This is a genomic window from Streptomyces sp. AC627_RSS907, from assembly GCF_019049165.1.
Genome location: NZ_JAGMUE010000171.1, coordinates 2956 through 23230, shown reverse-complemented (window position 1 = coordinate 23230; position 20275 = coordinate 2956). Strand labels below are relative to the sequence as shown.

General features: G+C 74.3%; 20 protein-coding genes. 9 read left to right on the top strand and 11 right to left on the bottom strand.

Annotated elements, in window-relative coordinates; genetic code table 11:
• The first annotated feature begins 306 nt into the window (after positions 1-306).
• Positions 307-1650, top strand: coding sequence for an MFS transporter (locus KUM32_RS30675; RefSeq protein ID WP_217145231.1), 1344 nt, complete (start codon positions 307-309; stop codon positions 1648-1650).
• A 16-nt stretch (positions 1651-1666) separates the two neighbouring features.
• Here KUM32_RS30675 and KUM32_RS30670 read toward each other — a convergent pair whose 3' ends face one another.
• A complete protein-coding gene (locus KUM32_RS30670; RefSeq protein ID WP_217145230.1) occupies positions 1667-1900 on the bottom strand; it encodes a hypothetical protein in 234 nt (77 codons plus the stop codon).
• Between the two features lie 58 nt (positions 1901-1958).
• Here KUM32_RS30670 and map point away from each other — a divergent pair, with 58 nt between their 5' ends.
• Entirely contained in the window at positions 1959-2819 is an 861-nt protein-coding gene (gene map, locus KUM32_RS30665) for a type I methionyl aminopeptidase (protein ID WP_031020085.1), read from the top strand.
• 131 nt (positions 2820-2950) lie between these two features.
• On the top strand, positions 2951-3598 hold the full coding sequence (locus KUM32_RS30660) for a heme oxygenase (biliverdin-producing) (RefSeq protein WP_217145229.1): 648 nt from the start codon (positions 2951-2953) through the stop codon (positions 3596-3598).
• Positions 3599-3763: 165 nt separating this feature from the next.
• Here the strand turns inward: KUM32_RS30660 and KUM32_RS30655 are convergent, their stop codons facing one another.
• The 4 genes from KUM32_RS30655 to KUM32_RS30640 all read right to left on the bottom strand — a co-directional run bounded on the left by KUM32_RS30655 (position 3764) and on the right by KUM32_RS30640 (position 8556).
• On the bottom strand, positions 3764-4408 hold the full coding sequence (locus tag KUM32_RS30655) for a PhzF family phenazine biosynthesis protein (protein ID WP_217145228.1): 645 nt from the start codon (positions 4406-4408) through the stop codon (positions 3764-3766).
• Positions 4409-4416: 8 nt separating this feature from the next.
• A complete protein-coding gene (locus KUM32_RS30650; RefSeq protein ID WP_217145227.1) occupies positions 4417-5229 on the bottom strand; it encodes a hypothetical protein in 813 nt (270 codons plus the stop codon).
• 272 nt (positions 5230-5501) lie between these two features.
• On the bottom strand, positions 5502-7079 hold the full coding sequence (locus KUM32_RS30645) for an HtaA domain-containing protein (RefSeq protein WP_217145226.1): 1578 nt from the start codon (positions 7077-7079) through the stop codon (positions 5502-5504).
• A gap of 52 nt (positions 7080-7131) precedes the next feature.
• The gene (locus KUM32_RS30640) at positions 7132-8556 is read right to left on the bottom strand and encodes an HtaA domain-containing protein (protein ID WP_217145225.1); all 1425 of its coding nucleotides are present in this window, start codon (positions 8554-8556) and stop codon (positions 7132-7134) included.
• Positions 8557-8658: 102 nt separating this feature from the next.
• On the opposite strand from KUM32_RS30640, the gene KUM32_RS30635 reads away from it, so the two are divergent.
• From KUM32_RS30635 to KUM32_RS30620, 4 genes are all read left to right on the top strand, one after another.
• Positions 8659-9687 carry an ABC transporter substrate-binding protein gene (locus tag KUM32_RS30635; protein WP_217145224.1) on the top strand — a complete coding sequence of 343 codons (1029 nt, stop codon included), beginning with the start codon at positions 8659-8661 and terminating at the stop codon, positions 9685-9687.
• The gene (locus tag KUM32_RS30630; RefSeq protein WP_217145223.1) at positions 9684-10775 is read left to right on the top strand and encodes an iron ABC transporter permease; all 1092 of its coding nucleotides are present in this window, start codon (positions 9684-9686) and stop codon (positions 10773-10775) included. Before KUM32_RS30635 ends, KUM32_RS30630 begins: the two co-directional genes overlap by 4 nt.
• Positions 10772-11632, top strand: a complete 861-nt coding sequence (locus KUM32_RS30625; RefSeq protein ID WP_217145222.1) for a heme ABC transporter ATP-binding protein — start codon at positions 10772-10774, stop codon at positions 11630-11632. Before KUM32_RS30630 ends, KUM32_RS30625 begins: the two co-directional genes overlap by 4 nt.
• A gap of 100 nt (positions 11633-11732) precedes the next feature.
• Positions 11733-12734, top strand: a complete 1002-nt coding sequence (locus KUM32_RS30620) for a hypothetical protein (RefSeq protein WP_217145221.1) — start codon at positions 11733-11735, stop codon at positions 12732-12734.
• A 40-nt stretch (positions 12735-12774) separates the two neighbouring features.
• Here KUM32_RS30620 and KUM32_RS30615 read toward each other — a convergent pair whose 3' ends face one another.
• Entirely contained in the window at positions 12775-13506 is a 732-nt protein-coding gene (locus tag KUM32_RS30615; protein WP_217145220.1) for a bifunctional DNA primase/polymerase, read from the bottom strand.
• Positions 13507-13625: 119 nt separating this feature from the next.
• Positions 13626-14276: a TetR/AcrR family transcriptional regulator gene (locus KUM32_RS30610; protein ID WP_217145219.1), complete on the bottom strand. Its 651-nt coding sequence runs from the start codon at positions 14274-14276 to the stop codon at positions 13626-13628.
• Positions 14277-14375: 99 nt separating this feature from the next.
• On the opposite strand from KUM32_RS30610, the gene KUM32_RS30605 reads away from it, so the two are divergent.
• Positions 14376-14594 carry a DUF6243 family protein gene (locus KUM32_RS30605; RefSeq protein ID WP_217145218.1) on the top strand — a complete coding sequence of 73 codons (219 nt, stop codon included), beginning with the start codon at positions 14376-14378 and terminating at the stop codon, positions 14592-14594.
• A gap of 94 nt (positions 14595-14688) precedes the next feature.
• Here KUM32_RS30605 and KUM32_RS30600 read toward each other — a convergent pair whose 3' ends face one another.
• The 3 genes from KUM32_RS30600 to KUM32_RS30590 form a co-directional block, all read right to left on the bottom strand.
• On the bottom strand, positions 14689-15687 hold the full coding sequence (locus tag KUM32_RS30600; protein WP_217145217.1) for a small ribosomal subunit Rsm22 family protein: 999 nt from the start codon (positions 15685-15687) through the stop codon (positions 14689-14691).
• Between the two features lie 428 nt (positions 15688-16115).
• Positions 16116-17276, bottom strand: a complete 1161-nt coding sequence (locus tag KUM32_RS30595; RefSeq protein WP_217145216.1) for a serine hydrolase — start codon at positions 17274-17276, stop codon at positions 16116-16118.
• The gene (locus KUM32_RS30590) at positions 17243-18643 is read right to left on the bottom strand and encodes a multidrug effflux MFS transporter (protein WP_217145215.1); all 1401 of its coding nucleotides are present in this window, start codon (positions 18641-18643) and stop codon (positions 17243-17245) included. The genes KUM32_RS30595 and KUM32_RS30590 overlap by 34 nt, the downstream gene beginning before the upstream one ends.
• Before the next feature lie 106 nt (positions 18644-18749).
• Here KUM32_RS30590 and KUM32_RS30585 point away from each other — a divergent pair, with 106 nt between their 5' ends.
• Complete coding sequence (locus KUM32_RS30585; protein WP_217145214.1) at positions 18750-19787, top strand: Gfo/Idh/MocA family protein; 1038 nt, start codon at positions 18750-18752, stop codon at positions 19785-19787.
• On the opposite strand, the gene KUM32_RS44055 is transcribed toward KUM32_RS30585, so the two are convergent.
• Positions 19774-20275: alkaline phosphatase D family protein (locus tag KUM32_RS44055; RefSeq protein ID WP_254406377.1), on the bottom strand; the 502-nt coding region annotated here is incomplete at its 5' end. The two genes, KUM32_RS30585 and KUM32_RS44055, sit on opposite strands and share 14 nt — an antisense overlap.

Here is a 20275-nt window from a genome sequence, read left to right as displayed (position 1 = left end):
GCCCTGCCCCACGCCGCCGCACGGCCGCCGCCTCTCCGGCGCCGACGGACGAGCCCGGACGCCGGCGCTCGCCCCTCCCCGGCCCACGACGCCCCGCGCGCCACCACCGCGCGCCCGCCACCGCCTCCACCCCGGCGAAAGGCCTGGGCGGTCGACGGTCCCGCCCCGCCCCGGCCCGCGAACGCCCCGCCCCACGGCGCCACCGCCTCCGCCTCCGCCCCGAGGAGAAGGCCGAGGAGGGCGACGGCCCGCCCCCTCGGGAAAAGGGTTTGCCCGGGCCTCGTCCGCGGCTCACGATGAGCCTTCGTGACCGACGACTCCCCCACCCCGTCCGCGGGGCCCGGTGGCCTGCGTGCCCTGCTGCCCGACCTCTCCCCCTGGCGGGCCTCGCCGGACTTCCGGCGCCTCTGGGTCGCCGGTCTGATCACGAACTTCGGGAGTTTCCTGACGCTCGTCGCGCTGCCGGTGCAGATCAAGGAGCTGACGGGGTCGGCGGCGGCCGTGGGGGCGATCGGGGCCGTGGAGCTGGTGCCGCTCGTGGTGTTCGGCCTCTACGGCGGCGCGCTGGCCGACGCGTGGGACAAGCGCAAGCTGATCGTGTGGACGGAGGCCGGTCAGGGCGTGCTGTGCGCCGTACTCCTGGTCAACGCGCTCGTGCCGAGCCCGGCGGTGTGGCCGCTGTACGCCGTCGCCGCGTGCACGTCGGCGCTCGGCGCGGTGCAGCGCCCCGCGCTCGACGCGCTGATCCCGCGGATCGTGGCCCACGAGCACCTGCCCGCCGCCGCCTCGCTGAACGCGCTGCGCTGGCAGGTCGGCGGGATCGCCGGTCCGGCGCTGGCCGGCCTGGTGGTGGCGTACGCGGGGCTGGGGTGGGCGTACGCGGTGGACCTGGTCACCTTCCTCCTGTCCGTGGTCCTGGTGGCCGGGCTGGCCTCCTCGCCCGCCTCGCACGAGGCGCGCAAGCCCTCGTGGGCGGCGATCGCGGAGGGCGCCCGGTACGCGTGGCACCGCAAGGAGCTGCTGGGCACGTACGCGATCGACCTGGCCGCGATGTTCCTGGCGATGCCGCTCGCGGTGCTGCCGTTCCTGGCGGACGAGCTGGACGCCGAGTGGTCGCTGGGGCTGATGTACGCGGCGATCCCGGCGGGTTCCCTGCTGGTCGGCGTGAGCAGCGGGTGGACGTCGCGGGTGCACCGGCACGGGCGGATGGTGGCGCTGGCGGCGGCCGGCTGGGGGGTGGCCGTCGCCGCGGCGGGCGTCGCCGGGAACGTGTGGCTGGTGCTGCTGTGCTTCGTGCTCGCCGGCGCCTGCGACATGGTCAGCGGCATCTTCCGCGGCGCGATGTGGAACCAGACCATCCCGGACGAGCTGCGCGGCCGGCTCGCCGGGATCGAACTGCTGTCGTACTCGGTGGGCCCGCAGCTCGGTCAGGTCCGGGCGGGCGGGACGGCCGCGCTCGCCGGGGTGCGGGCGTCGGTGTGGTCGGGCGGCCTGCTGTGCGCGGGCGCCGTAGGGCTACTGGCGCTGTGCCTGCCGACGATGATGGCGTACGACGCGCGGACCGACGAGCACGCGGTGCGGCTGCGCGAGAAGCGCGCGGCCGAAGCCGCAGCCACGCCCACGGCCGCACCGGTGGCCGCGGAGGAGTGACCGGCCGGCCGGCGTCTCAGTCGTCGTCCGGGCGTCCGGAGGAGGGGGCGTCGTGCCACCTGGGGTCGGTCTCCCACTCGAGGTTGCGCTCGCGGGCGGTCTCCATCGCCTGCTCGGCCTCCGTGCGCGAGGCGTACGGCCCGAAGCGGTTCTTGGCCGGGCACTCCGGGCCCTCCTCGACCTTCCTGTGCTCCAGGCAGTAGTACCACTCGCCCGGTTTCCCGACCGTGCGCTTCTTGAACAGGGCCATGACCGGCTCCTTTCGCCAGGGACATGGTCTCGCATGCCCGCTGGTTAGACTCGCTGTCATGTCTTCTGGCCAGTCGCTGCTCGTACCTGGGGAGCTCTCTCCCACCCGTTCCGTACCCGGAAACATCCGGCGGCCCGAGTACGTCGGCAAGCCCGCGCCGGCGCCGTACACCGGACCGGAGGTGCAGACGCCCGAGACGATCGAGGCGATGCGCGTGGCCGGCCGGATCGCGGCGCGGGCGATGGAGGAGGCCGCGAAGCTCATCGCGCCCGGCGTGACGACGGACGAGCTGGACCGGGTGGCGCACGAGTACATGTGCGACCACGGCGCCTACCCGTCGACGCTGGGCTACCGGGGTTTCCCCAAGTCCCTGTGCAGCTCGGTCAACGAGGTCATCTGCCACGGCATCCCGGACTCGACGGTGCTGCGCGACGGCGACATCGTGAACCTGGACGTGACGGCGTACATCGGCGGCGTGCACGGCGACAACAACGCGACGTACCTGGTCGGCGACGTGGACGAGGAGAGCCGGCTGCTGGTCGAGCGGACCCGGGAGTCGCTGGCCCGCGCGATCAAGGCGGTCAAGCCGGGCCGGCAGATCAACATCATCGGCCGGGTCATCGAGTCGTACGCGAAGCGGTTCGGGTACGGGGTGGTGCGGGACTTCACCGGCCACGGGATCAACTCGTCGTTCCACTCCGGGCTGATCGTCCCGCACTACGACAGCCCGCACGCCACCACCGTCATCCAGCCCGGCATGACCTTCACCATCGAGCCGATGCTGACGCTCGGAACGCACGAGTACGACATGTGGGACGACGGCTGGACGGTCGTGACGAAGGACCGCAAGCGCACGGCGCAGTTCGAGCACACCCTGGTGGTGACCGACTCCGGGGCCGAGATCCTGACTCTTCCCTGACCTCTCGTACGCGCCACCGGAACGGCCCGCTCTCCTCGGAGGGCGGGCCGTTCCGCGTCCGGATGGGCTTTTACCGACAGACCGTCGGCAAGCTATTGACTTAGGTAAGCCTAACCATAAAAAATCAGCCCATGGACTCCTTCTCGACGCTCATCCGCACCGCCTCCCACGAGCAGCACGTGGAGGCGGAGACCTCGACCTTCATGAGCGACCTGCTGGGCGGGCGGCTCGGCGTCGACGCCTACGCGCGCTACACCGAGCAGCTGTGGTTCGTCTACGAGGCCCTGGAGGCCGGGGCCGGCCGGCTGGCGTCGGACCCGGTGGCCGGGCCGTTCGTGCGGCCGGAGCTGATGCGGCTGGCCTCGCTGGAGCGGGACCTGACGCATCTGCGCGGCGCGGACTGGCGCGCGGGGCTGACCGCCCTGCCCGCGACCGAGGAGTACGCGGCCCGGGTGCGCGAGTGCGCCGAGGACTGGCCGGCCGGGTACATCGCCCATCACTACACCCGCTACCTCGGCGACCTGTCCGGCGGCCAGATCATCCGCGACAAGGCGGAGCGGACGTGGGGCTTCGCCAGGAAGGGCGACGGGGTCCGGTTCTACGTCTTCGAGGAGATCACCAACCCGGCCGCGTTCAAGCGCGAGTACCGGGAGCTGCTGGACGGCATCCGCGCGGACGACCTGGAGAAGCAGCGGATCGTCGCCGAGTGCAAGCGGGCCTTCGCCCTGAACACGGCGGTCTTCCGGGCCCTGGGCGAGGAGTTCCCGCTCTCCGCGTGAGCGGCGGGTCCGGGCTCTCGGCGCGAGCGGCGGTCGGCGCTCTGCGCGTGAGCGGCGGGACCGGGCTCCCGGCGTGAGCGGCGAGTCGGCGCTCTGCGCGTGAGCGGCGGGTCCGGGCTCTCGGCGCGAGCGGCGAGTCGGCGCTCACGCCGAGAGCGGCGCCCGTCACCGCTCCAGGCGCACCCGGCCGCCGATCTCGACCCAGCCCTCGGGCTGCGGCGCGGTCAGGATCTGCGAGCCGGCCCCCTGGGTGATGTTCAGGGCCCGGCCCAGCCGCTCGGTGAGCAGCAGTGCCGCCGCGCCGGTCGCCTCGTCCTCGTCGATGCCGTCGCCGCGTCCCGGGAAGGCGCGGGCCCGCACCCGCCCGGCCGGCTCGTCCTCCCACGCCCAGGCGTAGACCCACTCCCCTTGCGGCGGCACCGCCAGGTCGTCCACCTCGGCGGCGGTGGCGTACTGGCGCAGGGTGCGCGGCGGAGCCCACTCGGGGCGGGCCTCGATCCAGCTGAACTCGCCGTCCAGCCGGGCGCCCACCACCCCGGCCGGGGTGACGAGTTCGGGCACGTCGAGCAGCCAGGCGGTGCCGACGCAGGGGTGCCCGGCGAACGGCAGGCGCAGGGCCGGCGTGTAGATGTCGACGACGCCGCGCTCGGGATCGTCGACGAACACGGTCTCGCTGAAGCCGAGTTTCGCGGCCAGTTCCTGCCGCCCCGCGGGGTCCGGCAGCACGGAGCCGTCCCGGACCACGCCGAGCTCGTTGCCGTATCCGCCGTTCGGCGCGCAGAAGACGCGCAGTACGTCGTAGTCAGTCACCGGGGCATTCAAGCATCGTCGTCGGGCGGCCAGACCGGTGTGGGGGCCTCGTCGTACGGCAGGGCGGCGAGTGTGTCCGCGTACGCCCGTGCGAGTGCGGCGTGCCGGGGTCCGGGGGCAGGGCCGGCGGGGCGGGCCGCGCGGGCCTCGTTGATCTCATCGGCGGTCCGCCGCCACTCCGCCTCGTCCGGCAGGCGGGCCAGCACCACGCAGGCCGGCTCGCGGCCCTCGGCCAGGGCCGCCACGGCCCGGTCGTGCCCGTCCAGGATCAGCCAGCCGTCGAGGAAGGACACCCACCACAGCAGCACGGGGGCGAGGGTGCCGTCCCGGGCGTGCTTGCGGTAGGCCTTCACGCGCGGCGCGTCGGGTGCGGAGAGGGGGCGCAGCGGCAGCACGCCGTGCCAGCCGCCGCCGCAGAGCAGTTCGAGGACGCAGTCGGGCCAGTCCCGTACGAAGTCCTCCGTCCAGATGCCGGGAGCGAAGGAGGCGCGTGCGGTGATCCCCCAACGCCCGTCGTGCAGCGGTCCTTCGGGGGCTTCTTCCAGCCAACGGGCGTACCGGTGGCGCCAGTCGGCGGGCTCGCGCATCGACGCGGCGCGCAGTGGCGGCAGGGGGGAGCGGTGGCCGGTCGCGCGGCGCAGGTGCAGCTCCCGGCAGCAGCCGTCGCCGAGGGACCGGGTCAGGATCAGCGGGCGGTCACCCTGGTGCAGGGCCGGCGTGCCGGCGTTCGTCCGCACGAACCGCAGCGGGGGCGGGCCGGGGCGGCCACGGACGTCCAGGACCAGTGGTCCCGGTGTCCGTTCCCTCGTCGCCCGCCTCATGCGGACAGTATCGGGGGTGGGCCGCCCCGGCCCGTAGTGCTTTCCCGCGGGTGCCGTCCCGCGGGTGCGGGTGCCGTCCCGCGGGCGCGGGTGCCGTCCCGCGGGCGCGGGCGCCGTCCCGCGGGCGCGGGCGCCGTCCCGCGGGCGCGGGCGCCGTCCCGCGGGCGCGGGCGCCGTCCCGCCGGTCGCCCGCCGCCGGTCGCCCGCCGCGGGTCGCCCGCCGCGGGCCGTCTGCCGTCGGTCGCCTGCCGTCGGTCGCCTGTCGCGGGTTCCTACGCCTGCGTCGTCCGCCGCTTGCGCGCCGCGAACACCGCGCCCGCGCCGATCGCGACCGCGAGGCCGGCTGCACCCGCCAGGGCCGGGCCCGGGATGTCCGAGCCGGTGGAGGCGAGGCTTCCGCCGCCGGTGGTCGAGCCGGTGCCGCCGATGGTGGAACCGGTGCCGCCGGTCGTCGAACCGGTGCCGCCGGTCGTCGACCCGGACGCGCCGCCGGTGCCGCCCGCGGTGCCCGAGCCGCCGGCCCCGCCCGTGCCGCCGCCCCCGGGAAGCTGCGCGTCCTCGCTCAGCGCCACCGACAGGTCGACGGCGTCGAGGGCCGTGCCGGCGGTGTAGAAGTCGCCGAAGGCCTTCGCGCCGGCCTCGGTGAGCGTCGCGGCGACGTCGTCGACCGTGATGACGTCGTTGCGCGCGGTCAGGTCGGCGGACTTGGCCGCGAGGTCGGCCAGGACCACGCCCTTGGTCCGCGTGCCGAGGCTGTTCACATCGGCGGTCAGCTTGCCGCTGCCGCCGTCGAGGGTGGCCTTCAGGTTGCTCAGGGTCAGGTCAAGGCCGTAGGTGCCGTTCGTCTCGTGGCCCTTGAAGTTCACGGCGCCCTCGAAGGTGGCGGTGAGCTTGTCGGCGTCGGTGTCGTAGGTGCCGGTGGCGTCCTTGAAGGTGAAGGCGCCGTTGCCGGCCGCCTGGGCGGCTCCGCCGGAGACGGTGACCTCGCCCTTGGCCACGGGGCCGGTGACGTAAGAGCGGAAGGACTGCTTCACGCCCCAGCCGAGGGTGCCGTCGGCAATCTCGCCCTTGGCGGCGGCCTGGGTGGCCGTGGCGGAGGCGGACGGCGACGGGCCGGTGCCGGTGGACTTCGTCGGCGTCGGGTCCGGGTCGGGGGTCTCGGTCTTCGGCGGTGTGGTGGGGGTGGTCTGGGTGGCCGACGGGGTCGGCTTCGGGGACTCCGGCTCCTCGGTGGGCGACGGGGAGGCGGGCGGCGTGGTCGGCGGCGTCTTCCTGACCACCGTCAGCGGGTCACCCGCCGCGCCCGCGTAGCCCGGGCTGCCGAGGAAGTCCCCGGCCTCGGCGGTGAGCGTGGTCGCCATGTCCTTCATGTCGCGGGTCACGGCGACCGTGGCGAGCGGGACGTCGTCGCCCTCCGTGGTCCTGGGGGTCCCCTGGGAGCTGTCGACCTTCTTCACGTCGGCGGTGATCTCGCCGGCCTTGCTGTCGAAGCGCACGTCGGTGAGGGTCACCTCGAAGCCGTGCGTCTTGGACGCGCTCACCAGGCTGCCCTTGAAGGCGAGCTCGACGGTGTGGCCGGTGGTGTCGTAGGTGCCGGTGCCGTCGACGAAGGTGAAGGCGCCGTTGCCGGTGGCCTGCGAGGCGCCGTCCGCCGTGGTGAAGCCGCCGAACATGCCGACGTAGGTGCGGTACGACTGCTTGATGCCCCAGGTCAGTTCGTAGTCCTTCAGGGGCATCTCGGCGGCCGAGGCGGTGGTCGTGCCGACCGTGGCGAGGGCGGTGGCGCCGAGTGCGGCGGCCGTGGCCACGGCGGCGGCGAGTGCGGTGGAGCGGCGTCGTCTGACGGGCATGCTCGGTTCTCCTTGGGGGGCGGGCCGCCGGTGGGCGGGCGGTGTCGAGGGTTCAGCCCTGGTCCGCGTCCGAGGGGGACGCGGCGGGCCGGGCGCGGCGCCTGTGGACGGCGACGGCCACGAGGGCCGCGGCCAGAAGCAGGGCGCCGGCGGTGAGGGTGACGGGCAGGGCGGGGAAGTCGCCGTCGTCGGCGGCGCTCGCGACGGGTTCGGCGGAGTTCTCCGGCTCGGTGGTCCTCTTCGGCTGCGGGCTCGCGCTCGCCGTGGGGGCGCTGCCCAGGTCGGGCAGGGCGGGCAGCTTCGCGTCGGCGGTGAGGGCGACGGCCAGGGAGACCGGGTCCATCTCGGTGCCCGCGCGGTACATGCCGCCGAAGGCCTCGGCGCCGCGCGCGGTGAGCTTCGCGGGGGCCTCGGTCACCTTCACCAGGCCGTCGGCGGGCTTCGGTTCCTCGACGGTGAAGGTCACCAGGGGCACCTTCTCGCCCGTCAGGTCCGGGCTCTTCACATCGGCGTAGAGGGTGCCCTTGCCGTCCTGGATCTCGGCCCGTACGCCGCTCAGGCTCAGGTCGAGGCCGTGGGCGCCGGTGAAGCGCACGGCGCCGTCGAAGGACGCGGTGAGGTCGCCGTCCGCGTACGTCCCCTCGCCGCCGGGGAAACGGAAGAGGGCGCCGCCGTCCTGGGCGCCGGCGGTGAGGGCCCACTCGCCGTCGGCGATGTCGCCGGTGACGTACTCGCGGAAGGTGCGGCGCACGCCCCAGTCGACGGCGCCGTCCTCGATGGCGCCCTCCTTCGCGGCCGAGCCCGACGTCCGCTTCGCGTCCGGCGACTTGGACGGCTGCTTCTCCTGCTGCCGCGCCGCCGCCCGGACGTCGGCGGACAGGCTCACCGGGTCCAGCGCGGTGCCGGCGGTGTAGTACCCGGCGAAGGAGCGGGCGCCCTCGGCGGTGAGGGTGGCGGGCAGGTTGTTCAGCGCCACGGTGGCGCCGCCGCCCCGCATGTCGATGCCGCCCAGGGAGAGTGAGGCGAAGGGCACCTGACGGGACGTCGTGACCGCCCCGGTGTCCTTCGCCTTGCTGGTGACGTCCACGTGGAGCGTGCCGGTGGAGCCGGAGATGCTCACGGTGGGACGGCTGAGGGTGAGGTCGAGCTGGTGGGCGCCCGTGCTCGTGCGGTGGCCGAGGAAGCGCACGCCGCCCAGGAAGGCGGCGCGGAAGGCGCCCGTGTCGCCGTCGTAGGTGCCGGCCGCCGAGTGGAAGCGGAAGGTGCTGCCGCCGACGGTGGCCACTCCCTGGGTCAGGGAGTAACCGCCCTTCGCGATCGGCCCGGTGACGTAGCTCTGGAACGACGACTTGATGCCCCAGTCGAGCCGCCCGCCCTGCACGGTCCGGCTCTCGGCGTGTGCGGCGGTCGCCGGGAGAAGGGCTCCGAGGACCGCCGCGCACAACACGGTGACCAGGGCGCGTAGACGGGCGGGCATGCGAAGACCTCCGGATCGGGGGGCCGGTAGCGAACGAAGGTAAGGCTAACCTAAGCTCTGATCGACTGATGCCGAGGTCGACGGAAAGGACCGGACACGACCGTGCGACGCTTGCGGAACCGACTGGCGGGAGCACTGCTGTCCGTGCTCGCCCTCACCCTGACCGCGACCGGATGCGGAGGCTCCTCCGACGCCTCGTCCGGCGGCAAGGCCGGCTCGGGGGCCGCCGCGACGGCGGAGCCCGTGGCGAACCGGGTCGAACCCCTCACGCAGAGACCCGAGCCCGAGCTCCCCGTCACCGTCCGCTCCGCCGACGGCGAGCAGGTGGAGGTCGAGCGGGCCGAGCGGATCGTCCCCCTCTCCGGCAGCCTCAGCGAGATCGTCTTCACGCTCGGGCTCGGCGACCGGGTCGTCGCCCGCGACGTCACCGCCACCTTCGAACAGGCGGCGGAGCTCCCCGTGGTCACCCGGGGGCACGACGTCTCCGCCGAGAGCGTGCTGTCCCTGAAGCCCGATCTGGTGATCGCGGAGACCACCACCGGACCGGAGGAGGCGGTGGACCAGATCCGTGCCGCCGGTGTCCCGGTGCTGTTCGTGGAGGCGGCGGGCGGCCTGGACGACGTGGGCCCGCGCATCCAGGCGGTCGCCGACGCCCTCGGCGTCCCGGCGGCCGGGAAGGAGCTGACCCGGCGTTCGGAGCAGCGGATCGAGGCCGTGCGCGAGGACGTTCCGCACGGGGAGCGGCCCCGGGTCGCCTTCCTGTACCTGCGCGGCTCGGCCTCCGTCTACCTCATCGGCGGCAAGGACTCCGGCGCGGCCTCGCTGATCGAGGCGGCCGGCGCGGTGGACGCCGGGGCGGCCTCGGGCCTGGAGAAGGACTTCACCGCGATCACCAGCGAGGCGCTCGTGAAGGCCGCGCCCGACGCGATCCTCGTGATGAGCAAGGGCCTGGACTCGGTCGGCGGCGTCGACGGGCTGGTGAGGATCCCCGGGGTCGCCCAGACCCCGGCCGGCCTGGACCGCCGCATCGTCTCCGTCGAGGACGGCGTACTCCTCAACTACGGCCCGCGCACCGACCAGGTGCTGAAGTCGGTCGTGGCCCAGCTGTACGGCGAGGACGGCGCGCGGTGACCGTACTGGACAAGCCCGTCGGCTCCCGGACTCCCGCCGGCCCCACCCCGCCGCGTGCCCGCCGCACCACCCCCTGGCTGCTGACCGCCGCCCTGGCCGCCGGTCTGCTCGTCCTGGTCCCGGTCGCGGCCGGCACCGGCGCCTACCCGATCCCGGTCGGCGACGTGCTGGGCTCGCTGCTGCACCGGACCGGCCTCGGCGGCACGGAGCTGGACCGGGTGGCCGAATCCGTGCTGTGGAACGTGCGGTTCCCGAGGATCGTGCTGGCGCTGCTGGTCGGCGCCTCGCTGGGCTGTGCGGGCGCGCTGATGCAAGGCGTGTTCGGCAATCCGCTCGCCGAGCCGGGCGTCATCGGCGTCTCCTCGGGCGCGGCGGTCGGCGCGGTCGCCGCCATCGCGTTCGGCCTGAACTTCCTCGGCAACTGGACGGTGTCCGTCTTCGCCTTCGTCTCCGGTCTCGTCACCGTCCTGGTGGTCTACGCGATGTCCCGCTCGGGCGGCCGTACGGAGGTCGTCACGCTGATCCTCACGGGCATCGCGGTGAACGCCTTCGCGGGCGCGCTGATCGGGCTGTTCCTGTTCTTCGCGGACACGGCGGCGGTCAACCAGATCACCTTCTGGCAGCTGGGTTCGCTCGCCCAGGCGACCTGGCCGAAGGTGCTGGCGGTGCTGCCGTGCGCGGCGCTCGGACTCGGCATCGCCCCGCTGTACGCCCGCCGGCTCGACCTCCTCGCCCTCGGCGAGCGCCCGGCCCGGCACCTGGGCGTGGACGTGGAGCGGCTGCGGATCGTGCTGGTCCTGGTGATCGCGCTGCTGACCGCGGCGGCGGTGAGCGTGGCGGGCGTGATCGGCTTCGTCGGCCTGGTCGTCCCGCACCTGTTGCGGATGATCGCCGGGCCGGGGCACCGGTTCCTGATCCCGGGCAGCGCACTGCTCGGCGCGCTGGTCCTGCTCGCCGCCGACCTGGCGGCCCGCACGGTCGCCGAGCCCGCCGAGCTGCCGCTCGGGGTACTGACGGCGCTGCTGGGCAGCCCGTTCTTCTTCTGGCTGCTGCGCCGCACCCGGCGCAGGCAAGGGGGTTGGGCATGAGAGGCACGAGGACCGCGCACGCCAGGGGGCTGCTGCGCCTCGTACCGCCCCGTCCGGCGCCGCCGCCCCCGGCCGCGCCCGGCGACGTCCTCGCCGAGGCGGAGGGGGTACGCGTCCACCTCGGCGGGCGGCCGGTCCTGGACGGCGTCGACGTCACCGTCCGCGCGGGCGAGGTGCTGGCCCTGGTGGGCCCCAACGGGGCGGGCAAGTCGACCCTGTTGGGCGCCCTGGCCGCCGATGTCCCGGCCGCCGAGGGGGTCGTACGGGTCCACGGCCGCCCGGTGACGGACTGGACGGCGCCCGAACTCGCCCTGCGGCGGGCCGTGCTGCCCCAGTCGGCGTCGCTGTCCTTCCCGTTCCCGGTGGAGGAGGTGGTCCGGATGGGCCGCGCGCCCTGGGCGGGCACCGACCTGGCGGACGAGGACGACGCGGCCGTGGCCGAGGCGATGGCGCGCACCGAGGTGACCGGCTTCGCCGGGCGCCCGTTCTCGGCGCTCAGCGGCGGCGAGCGGGCCCGGGTGGCACTCGCCCGCGTGCTCGCGCAGCGCTCCCCCCTCCTGCTGCTGGACGAGCCGACCGCGGCGCTGGACCTGCGCCACCAGGAGCTGGTGCTGCGGCTGTGCCGGGAACGGGCGCGGGCCGGGGACGCGGTGGTCGTCGTCCTGCACGACCTCGCGCTGGCGGCGGCGTACGCGGACCGGGTCGCGGTCCTGCGGGCCGGCCGGGTCGTGGCCGACGGGCCGTCGGCCCGGGTGTTCTCCGAGGAACTGCTCTCCGACGTCTACGACCAGCCGGTGGAGGTGCTGTCGCACCCGCGCACGGGGGCCGTGCTGGTCCTGCCGCGCCGCGACCCGTGACGCGAGGTCACGGAGAGGCCGCACTACCCCGTCCCGGCGTCCGGGCGTCGCCCCGCCCCGGTAGGGTTCGCCTCCGGGAAGGGGAAGGTGAAGGAACCTGATGAGCAGGGATCGCGGCCCTCGTAGGCCCCGCAGGCTTGGCAAGTGCGCGCTCATGGCCGCCTCGGTGACCGCCGTGTCGTTGACGGCGAGCGGCTGCGTGGTGGTGCACGGCGAGCGCGAGGTGCTCCCGGCCGCCACCCGGGCCGAGGCCGCGAAGGCGCTCCAGCAGTTCACCTCGGCGTACAACGCGGCGGACAAGGCGTACGACACCTCCCTGGACGCCGACCACACCACCGGCGCCCTCGCCGCCATCGACTCGGCGCGGCTGAAGGCGGGCCGGACCAACAACCCGGGCGGCAACCCGGCGCACACGCCGCTGGTGCTGACGGACGCGAAGTTCACGATCCCGAAGAAGGCGGGCTGGCCGCGCTGGTTCGTCGCGGACGCCAAGGCCAACAAGGGCGGCGAGGCGCGCTGGTTGCTGGTGTTCACCCGCCACGGCCTGGAGGAGACCTGGCAGGCGGCCTACCTGACGCTGGTCGCCCCTGGCAAGGTGCCCGAGTTCAAGACCGACGGGGACGGCTGGGCCGAGGCCGTGCCCGCGAACTCCACCGGCCTGGCGGTCCCGCCCGCCGGGCTGAGCAAGAACTACACGGCGTACCTCAAGGGCGGCGGCACGTCCTTCGCGGACGGTCCCCACACCAGTGCCTGGCGGCAGTTGCGCGAGAAGCGCTCGATCCGTCCCGGCCTGGTCACCCAGTACATCGACGAGCCGCTGACGAACGGTGACCACGCGCCGCTGGCGCTGCGCACGAAGGACGGCGGGGCGCTGGTGTTCTTCACCTCGCGGCACTACGAGAAGCAGACGGCCGCGCAGGGCGCGGCGGTGCCGACCCCGAACAAGGACGTGCTGGCGCTGACCGACGGCGAGATCAAGCAGTCGCTGACGATGGAGTTCGTCTCCAACCAGGTCGTGCTCGACCCGGCGGACGGCTCGGGGAACGGACGGGTGTCGGTGCTGGGCCGGGTCCAGGGTCTGACGTCGGCGAAGGGCGAGTAGGCGCTGCCCCTGGTCCCGGGTGCGCGCCCCGGCCCCCGGGTCAGCGGCGCGGGGGCCAGGAGGTGCCGACGTGGTCGCTCTCCTCGCCGGCGTGCCGGGCGCAGGCGTCGGTGAGGGTCTCCAGCAGGGTCAGCGGGTCCGGCAGCGGGTGCTCGGGGCCGCGTACCCAGTGCACCGTGCGGTTCTCGCCGGGGAGCCGGGCGGGAGGTACGAGCACGTAGGAGCCGCGGCAGTGCCAGCGCAGGCCCGGATGCTCGTCCATCGTCTCGGGGTGGCAGTCCAGCTCGCAGGGCCACCACTCGTCCTCGTCCTCGGGTGTGCCGCGGGTGAGGGTGAACAGCAGCATGCGGCCGTCGTCGCTCTCGGCGACCGGGCCGACCTCGATGCCGGCGTCGAGCAGCCGCCGAAGCGCCTCGCGACCGGCCTCCAGGGGCACGTCCAGGACGTCGTGCACCATGCCGGTCGCGGTGATGAAGTTGGCCTCGGGCTGGTGGCGGGCCCAGCGCTCGATCTGCGCGCGGTCGGTCGTGGACTGGGTCTGCCAGGCGAAGGACACCGGGTGCCGGGCGGGGGTGGGACAGCCGACGCGGTCGCAGGAACAGCGGTATCCGGCCGGGTGCGCGGCGGGTGCGAGCGGCAGTCCCGCTCCGGCGGCGGCGAGCAGCAGGTCCTCCCGGCCACCGTCTCCGGCGGCCTCCTTGGGGCGGCGTCCGCGCAGCCATGAGGAGAGTTTGCCCTGCAGACCGCTCCGACCGCCGAACTCCGCGCTCATCTATCCCCTCGCCTCGCCGTCGTGCGCACCAGCATGCCCTATGGTCGCACCATTCCGCGCTTCGGGGCCGGGAAGGGACAAACTTCCCTGGTCAGGATGGATTGGCCGGAATTCTTCGGTCAGCGCGGTGCGAGCCCGTGCAGGGCGTAGTCGACGAGTGTGTCGGTGTACTCGTGGGAGATCGGCCCCGTGTGCTGGAGCCAGCGCTGGGCGAGCGGTGAGACGAAGAGCTCCAGCGCGATCCGCGGGTCGACCTCCGGCCGCAGGTCGCCGGCCTCCTGGGCGGAGCGCAGCCGGTCGACGTAGAGCTGCAGCGACGGCTCCAGGAGCTTGGTGACGAACTCCCGGCCGAGCTTCTCGTTGACGACGCCCTCCGCGGCAAGGGCACGGGAGGGGGCCTCGAACCTGGGGTCGCGCAGTTCGTCGACGGTGGCGCGCAGCACGTTCTTGAGGTCGGCGGCGAGGTCGCCGGTGTCCGGGATGGCGTACGTCTCCTGGCCGGCGGCCTGCGCGGCCTGGTCGCCCAGGTCGAGGAAGGCCTCCAGCAGGACGTCCGCCTTGGAGGACCACCAGCGGTAGATCGTCTGCTTGCCGACGCCGGCGCGGGCGGCGATGCCCTCGATGGTGGTCTTGGGATATCCGACCTCCGCGACGAGCGCGAGGGCGGCGTCGTAGATGGCCCGGCGGGACCGCTGGCTGCGGCGGCCGGCGTCGGGGTGCGGCCTCTCGGAGGCGGGGGGCTGGGTGTGAGCGGATTTCTGGGCGGCCATGGTGCGAATTTATCAGGTTGACAAGACGGAACGTCTCGCCGGACAGTGGAGCACATAGAAAGCGAGACGAAACGTCTCGTACTGAGGGAGGAGAGCGCCATGTCCCGAGGCGGAGCCGGAAACATGCTGGGCGTGGGCGGCACGCGCCGGACGATGGGCCGCGAGGCCCTGCGCGGCGGCGGTCGCAGCGGCCAGGCGGGCGGCGGCCCGGACCCGCAGGCCCAGAAACGCGAGCTGCTGCGCAAGCTGCGGGAACGGCAGCGGGACCAGCCGGGGACGAAGGCCGACGCCGACGAGGAAGAGGAAAAGGAAGAGTGACGAAGAGTACCGGGGGTGACGAGGGGCGAGGTCCTCTACCCGGCCGGCGGATCGGCGGCCGTATCCGACCGGGCGACGGCGCCCGCGGCCCCCATCACCCCTCCGGGGAGGGCCACGGGTCGCCCCAGTCCGCGTCGCGGGCCGCCTTGTAGAGGTCGCCGTGGCGCTTGGTGACCGTCCGGCGGCGGAGCTGCTCGTCCGGCTCGCACAGGTCGAGCAGGACCTGGCCCTTGCGGATCTGCGGACGCCGGACCACCCGGGAGGGGGCCGGCGCGGCCGGGAACCGGGTGGCGGCGACGTAGCTGAACTTCTCGTCCTCGTAGGCGAGGGAGCCGCCCTTGACCTGGCGGTGCAGGGAGGAACGGCTGACCCGCGCCGCGAAGTGGCACCAGTCCGTGCCGGGCACGATGGGGCAGGCGGCGCTGTGGGGGCAGGGGGCGGCGACCTGGAACCCGGCGGCGACCAGCCGCTGCCGGGCCTCGAGGACGCGGGCGTAACCGTCGGGGGTGCCGGCCTCGACGATCACGACGGCCTGCGCGGCGGAGGCGGCGGCGTCGACGAGGGCGGCACGGTCGGGGCCGGTCAGCTCGTTGAGGACGTAGGACACGGTGACGAGGTCGGTGCTCTCGACGGTGAGCGCCGCGTTGATCCGTGAGCGCTGCCAGCGGACGTCGCGCAGGGCCGGGTCGGCGGCGGCGATCTCCCGGCCGAGGGCGAGCGCGGGTTCGGCCCAGTCGAGCACGGTCACCGGACGGCCGCCGTCCCAGGTGGCCCTGACGGCCCAGGTCGCCGCGCCTGTCCCGCCGCCCACGTCGACGTGGCTCCCCGGGGTCCATCCGGGCACGGCCTCCGCGAACGCGTCCAGCGCCGACCGCACCGCCGCGAAGGTCGCGGGCATGCGGTAGGCGGCGTAGGCGACGACGTCCGCGCGGTCGCGCAGGATCGGGGCGTCGGTCGGGGTGTCCCCGCGGTAGTTGGCGATCAGCCGCTCCACGGCCTGGGCGGCCTGCCGGGGCGGCAGCCCGTCGAGGAGGTCGGCGAGGGCGGCACGCAGCGTGTCGGCGGGGTCGGCGGGGACGGCGGGGGCGTTCACCCGGCGATTCTACGGGCGGCGCCGCTGCCGGATCGGCGGTGTGGGGCCGGCGCCTGCCGGACGAGGCGGGCTGCCAGGGGGGTGTGGGCGGCCCGGCGCTGCGAGGGGGGCGTGGACTGCGGGGCGGGGTGCGCGGCCCGGCGCCGACGGGATGGGTGCGGACTGCGGGGACGGGTGGCGCAGCCCGGCGCCGACGGGGGTCTCCCCCACTCTCGGCTTCTCCCCCACTCTCGGCTTCTCGAGCGGGCCCCCATGAGCAGGGACCCCCGTCGCCCACCCGTGCGGCCCTGGGGGTACCTCCCAGGGCGTTCCGGCACTGGGCGGGAGACACGACTGCCCGCTGCGGCGGCGGTACGGACTGCGCCGAACCCGCGCAGGCCGCCGCAGGCACCCCACCCAGCGGCCGCAGGCCGCCGCAGGCACCCCGCTCAGAGCCCCCGCACCGCCCGTGCCACGCGCGTCCCCAGGGCCGCTCGGGGCGCGTTGTCCGGGGGGCGCCGGCGTGGGTGGACCGTGTTGGCGAGGAGGATCGCGAACGTGTCCGTGGCCCGGTCGAGGACCAGCATCGTGCCGGTGAAGCCGGTGTGCCCGGCCGCTCCCCGCCCCGCCAGCTCCCCCATGAACCACGGCTGGTCAAGGGCGAAGCCGAGCCCCGGCTCCGTCAGGAGCAGGTCCACGAAGTCGGGACCGAGGATGCGCGCCGGCCCGTAGGCCCCGCCCGCGAGCAGGGCACGGCAGAAGACCGCGAGGTCCCGCCCCGTCGAGAACAGCCCCGCGTGCCCGGCCACCCCGCCCAGCGCCCACGCGTTCTCGTCGTGCACGACCCCCCGCAGCATCCCCCGGTCCGCCTTGGCCCACGGCCGCCGCTGGTCCTCCGTCGCCGCCGCCCCCGGGCACGGCCCGAAACGCGTCGCCGTCATGCCCAGCGGCCGGGTGATCCCGTCGCGGACGAGGACGTCGAGGCCGCGGCCGGTGACGCGTTCCAGGACCTGCTGGAGGAGCAGCATGTTCAGGTCCGAGTAGCAGTACGTGCCGGGCGCCCCCACCGGCGGCTCCGCCCGCAGCCGGCGCAGCCGTTCCTCGTCGTCGGCGCAGTCGTACAGCGGGAGTTCGGGCCGCAGCCCGGAGGTGTGGGTGAGCAGTTGCCGTACGGTGACGCGGTGCTCGGCCGCGGCCCGGAAGTCCGGCAGGTAGGCGCCGGCCTCCGCGTCGATGCCGAGCGTGCCCCGCTCGATCTGCTGTACGGCGGCCACCGCCGTGAACAGCTTCGTCAGGGACGCCAGGTCGAAGGGCGTCCCCACGGTCATCGGCACCCGGGACGCCTCCGGCAGCTCCACGCCCCCGTCGGCGTCCGGGTCGTAGGACGCGTACCGCACGGCCCAGCCCGCCGCCTCCTCGACGGCGAGCACGGGTCCGCGGCCGACGGCCACGACCGCGCCCGCCGCCCAGGGACGCTCGCCGGTGGTGAAGCCGTGCACCTCCTGGACGGCACGGCGGAGCTCCCCGGGGTCGAGCCCGGCCCGCTCCGGGGTGCCGCTGCGCAGTCTCGGAGCGCTCAGTTCTCTTCTCCCTCCGGGGAACGGCGGCACATCCCCACGAAGCAGGCGAGCGCCACCAGTGCCGACACCAGCTGCACCACGGCCATCGGCAGCGCGGTGTCCTCCCCCGCGATGCCGACCAGCGGCGAGGCGACGGCACCGATGAGGAAGGAGGAGGTGCCGAGCAGGGCGGAGGCGGAACCGGCGGCCTTCTTGACCCGCATCAGGGCGAGCGCCTGGGTGTTGGGCAGGCTGATGCCCATCGCGGACATCAGCACGAACAGCGCGGCGGCGACGGGCGCGAGACCGACGTCGCCGAAGACGCCCAGGGACATCAGCAGCAGCGCGGTCGCGGCGGCGATGACGATCAGCAGGCCGATGCCCAGCACCCGGTCCAGCCGGACCCGCCCGACCAGGACCTTGCCGTTGAGCTGTCCGGCGGCGACCAGGCCGATCGAGTTGAGGCCGAAGAGCAGACTGAACGTCTGCGGGGAGGCCCCGTAGATCTCCTGGATGACGAACGGGGACGCGGAGATGTAGGCGAACAGCGAGGCGAAGGCGAAGCCGCCCGCGAGCATGTACCCGGTGAAGGCGCGGTCGGCGAGCAGGCCGCGCATCGCGCGCAGGGTGTCGCCGACACCGCCCGCGTGCCGCTCCGCGGCCGGCAGCGTCTCCGGCAGCTTGGCCCACACCACCCCGCCGAGCAGCAGACCCACCACGGTGAGCAGGACGAACACGCCCCGCCAGTCCGTCACGCGCAGGATCTGCCCGCCGATCAGCGGCGCGACGACCGGGGCGACGCCGGAGATCAGCATGAGGGTGGAGAAGAACCGGGCCATGGCCACGCCGTCGTACAGGTCGCGGACGACGGCCCGGGCGATGACGATCGCGGCGGCCCCCGCGAGCCCCTGCGCCAGCCGGAAGGCGACGAGGAGTCCGACGGTGGGCGCGAGCGCGCACAGGGCGGTGGCGACGACGTAGACGGCCAGCCCCGCGAGCAGGGGGCGCCGGCGTCCCCACTTGTCGCTCATCGGTCCGACGACGAGCTGGCCGAGCGCCATGCCGGCCAGGCAGGCGGTGAGCGTGAGCTGGACCGTCGCGGCCGGTGCGTGCAGGGACCGGGTGACCTCCGGGAGCGCGGGGAGGTACATGTCCATCGCCAGCGGCGGTGTGGCGGTCAGGCCGCCCAGGATGAGCGTGACGAGCAGGCCGGTGCGGCGGATGGCGCGCGGCGGGCGGGCGGCCGGCCCCGCTTGCGGCCCGCCCGCCCGCGCGGGCGGCGAAGTCTTCGGTACGGCGTTCGGTACGGCGTTCGGCGTGGTGTCCGGGGTGGCGTCCGGCGTGGCGTTCGGTGCGGTGTCCGGTGCGGTGTTCCTGTCCGGTGACGTGTGCGGTATGGACGGCCCGCGCTCGGGCATGTGCCCCTCCCTCTTCTGCAGATCCGGCACCTATGCTCTCAGCTCGTACGGACGTGAACGAACAGACTCGAACGAAACTGAGCGAGGGTGGGGCAGAGTGTCAGCGGTGACCGGGCAGAAGGTGCGCTGGGGGATTCTGGCGACCGGCGGGATGGCGGCGAGGTTCACGGCGGATCTGGTCGATCTGCCGGACGCGGAGGTCGTGGCGGTGGCGTCGCGGACCGAGGCGTCGGCGAAGGCGTTCGCGGAGCGGTTCGGGATACCGCGGGCGTACGGCGACTGGGAGACGCTGGCGCGGGACGAGGAGGTCGACGTGGTGTACGTCGCGACCCCGCACTCGGCGCACCGGGCCGCCGCCGGCCTGTGTCTGGAGGCGGGACGCAACGTGCTGTGCGAGAAGCCGTTCACGCTGAACGCCCGCGAGGCGCAGGAGCTGGTCGGTCTCGCCCGGGCGCGCGGGAGCTTCCTGATGGAGGCCATGTGGATGTACTGCAACCCGCTGGTGCGACGGCTGAAGACACTGGTCGACGACGGCGCGGTCGGTGAAGTACGCAGCGTCCAGGCCGACTTCGGGCTGGCGGGCCCCTTCCCCGCCGCGCACCGGCTGCGGGACCCCGCGCAGGGCGGCGGCGCGCTGCTCGACCTGGGCGTGTACCCGGTGTCGTTCGTGCAGCTGCTGCTGGGTGAGCCGTCGGACGTCGCGGCACGGGCGGTGCTCTCGGAGGAGGGCGTCGACCTCCAGACGGGCGCGCTGCTCTCCTACGAGGGCGGCGCCCTCGCCTCGGTGCACTGCTCCATCGTCGGCGGTACGCCCAACTCCGCCTCGATCACCGGTTCCGAGGGCCGCGTCGACGTTCCCGGCGGCTTCTTCTTCCCGGACCGCTTCGTGCTGCACCGGGACGGCCGGGACCCCGAGGAGTTCCGGGCCGACCCGGCCGACGGGCCGCGGGACAGCCTCGGGCACGAGGCCCGGGAGGTGATGCGCGCCCTGCGCGCCGGTGAGACCGAGTCCCCGCTGGTGCCGCTCGACGGCACGCTCGCCGTGATGCGGACGCTGGACGCGATCCGGGACCGCGTCGGCGTCCGCTACCCGGGCGAGCACCCCGGCGAGGTGGCCGCGGAGCGGGCGGTCACGCCGGCTTGAGCCCCTGCTCCCCCACCTCCGTCACGAAGGACGCGGCGGTCGTGAGCGGCGCGCCCTGCGTGGTCACGTGGGACACCGTCCTGAAGTCGGCGCGCGCCAGCTGACGGCCGAGGGAGACGGTCACGTAGCCGCGCCGCCCGTTGAAGAACTTCAGGTGCGGGTTGGCGGCCATGAGGGTGTCCCAGTTGGACGGCTTCTCCGAGCCGTCACGGCCACTGGTGACGGAGGTCGTGACGATCTCCGTGCCCACGGTCCGGGAGTCCGGGTCGGAGAAGTCGCGCTTGATGTCGAAGCCGTAGTGCACGTGCACGTCGCCGGTGAGGACCATCAGGTTCTCGATCCCGGCGGCCTGCGCGCCGGCCAGCACGCGCTCGCGGGAGGCCGGGTAGCCGTCCCAGGAGTCCATGGAGACCTTGGAGGGCAGGGTGGTGGAGTTGTGACGCCGGGAGAAGGTGACCTGCTGGGGCACCACGTTCCACAGGGCGTCG

Coding starts and splice junctions, on each gene's coding strand:
- KUM32_RS30590 (WP_217145215.1), bottom strand. CDS start 18,643: ATGCCCGAGCGCGGGCCGTCCATACCGCACACGTCACCGGACAGGAAC.
- KUM32_RS30625 (WP_217145222.1), top strand. CDS start 10,772: ATGAGAGGCACGAGGACCGCGCACGCCAGGGGGCTGCTGCGCCTCGTA.
- KUM32_RS30620 (WP_217145221.1), top strand. CDS start 11,733: ATGAGCAGGGATCGCGGCCCTCGTAGGCCCCGCAGGCTTGGCAAGTGC.
- KUM32_RS30650 (WP_217145227.1), bottom strand. CDS start 5,229: ATGAGGCGGGCGACGAGGGAACGGACACCGGGACCACTGGTCCTGGAC.
- KUM32_RS30605 (WP_217145218.1), top strand. CDS start 14,376: ATGTCCCGAGGCGGAGCCGGAAACATGCTGGGCGTGGGCGGCACGCGC.
- KUM32_RS30660 (WP_217145229.1), top strand. CDS start 2,951: ATGGACTCCTTCTCGACGCTCATCCGCACCGCCTCCCACGAGCAGCAC.
- map (WP_031020085.1), top strand. CDS start 1,959: ATGTCTTCTGGCCAGTCGCTGCTCGTACCTGGGGAGCTCTCTCCCACC.
- KUM32_RS30670 (WP_217145230.1), bottom strand. CDS start 1,900: ATGGCCCTGTTCAAGAAGCGCACGGTCGGGAAACCGGGCGAGTGGTAC.
- KUM32_RS30610 (WP_217145219.1), bottom strand. CDS start 14,276: ATGGCCGCCCAGAAATCCGCTCACACCCAGCCCCCCGCCTCCGAGAGG.
- KUM32_RS30640 (WP_217145225.1), bottom strand. CDS start 8,556: ATGCCCGCCCGTCTACGCGCCCTGGTCACCGTGTTGTGCGCGGCGGTC.
- KUM32_RS30615 (WP_217145220.1), bottom strand. CDS start 13,506: ATGAGCGCGGAGTTCGGCGGTCGGAGCGGTCTGCAGGGCAAACTCTCC.
- KUM32_RS30645 (WP_217145226.1), bottom strand. CDS start 7,079: ATGCCCGTCAGACGACGCCGCTCCACCGCACTCGCCGCCGCCGTGGCC.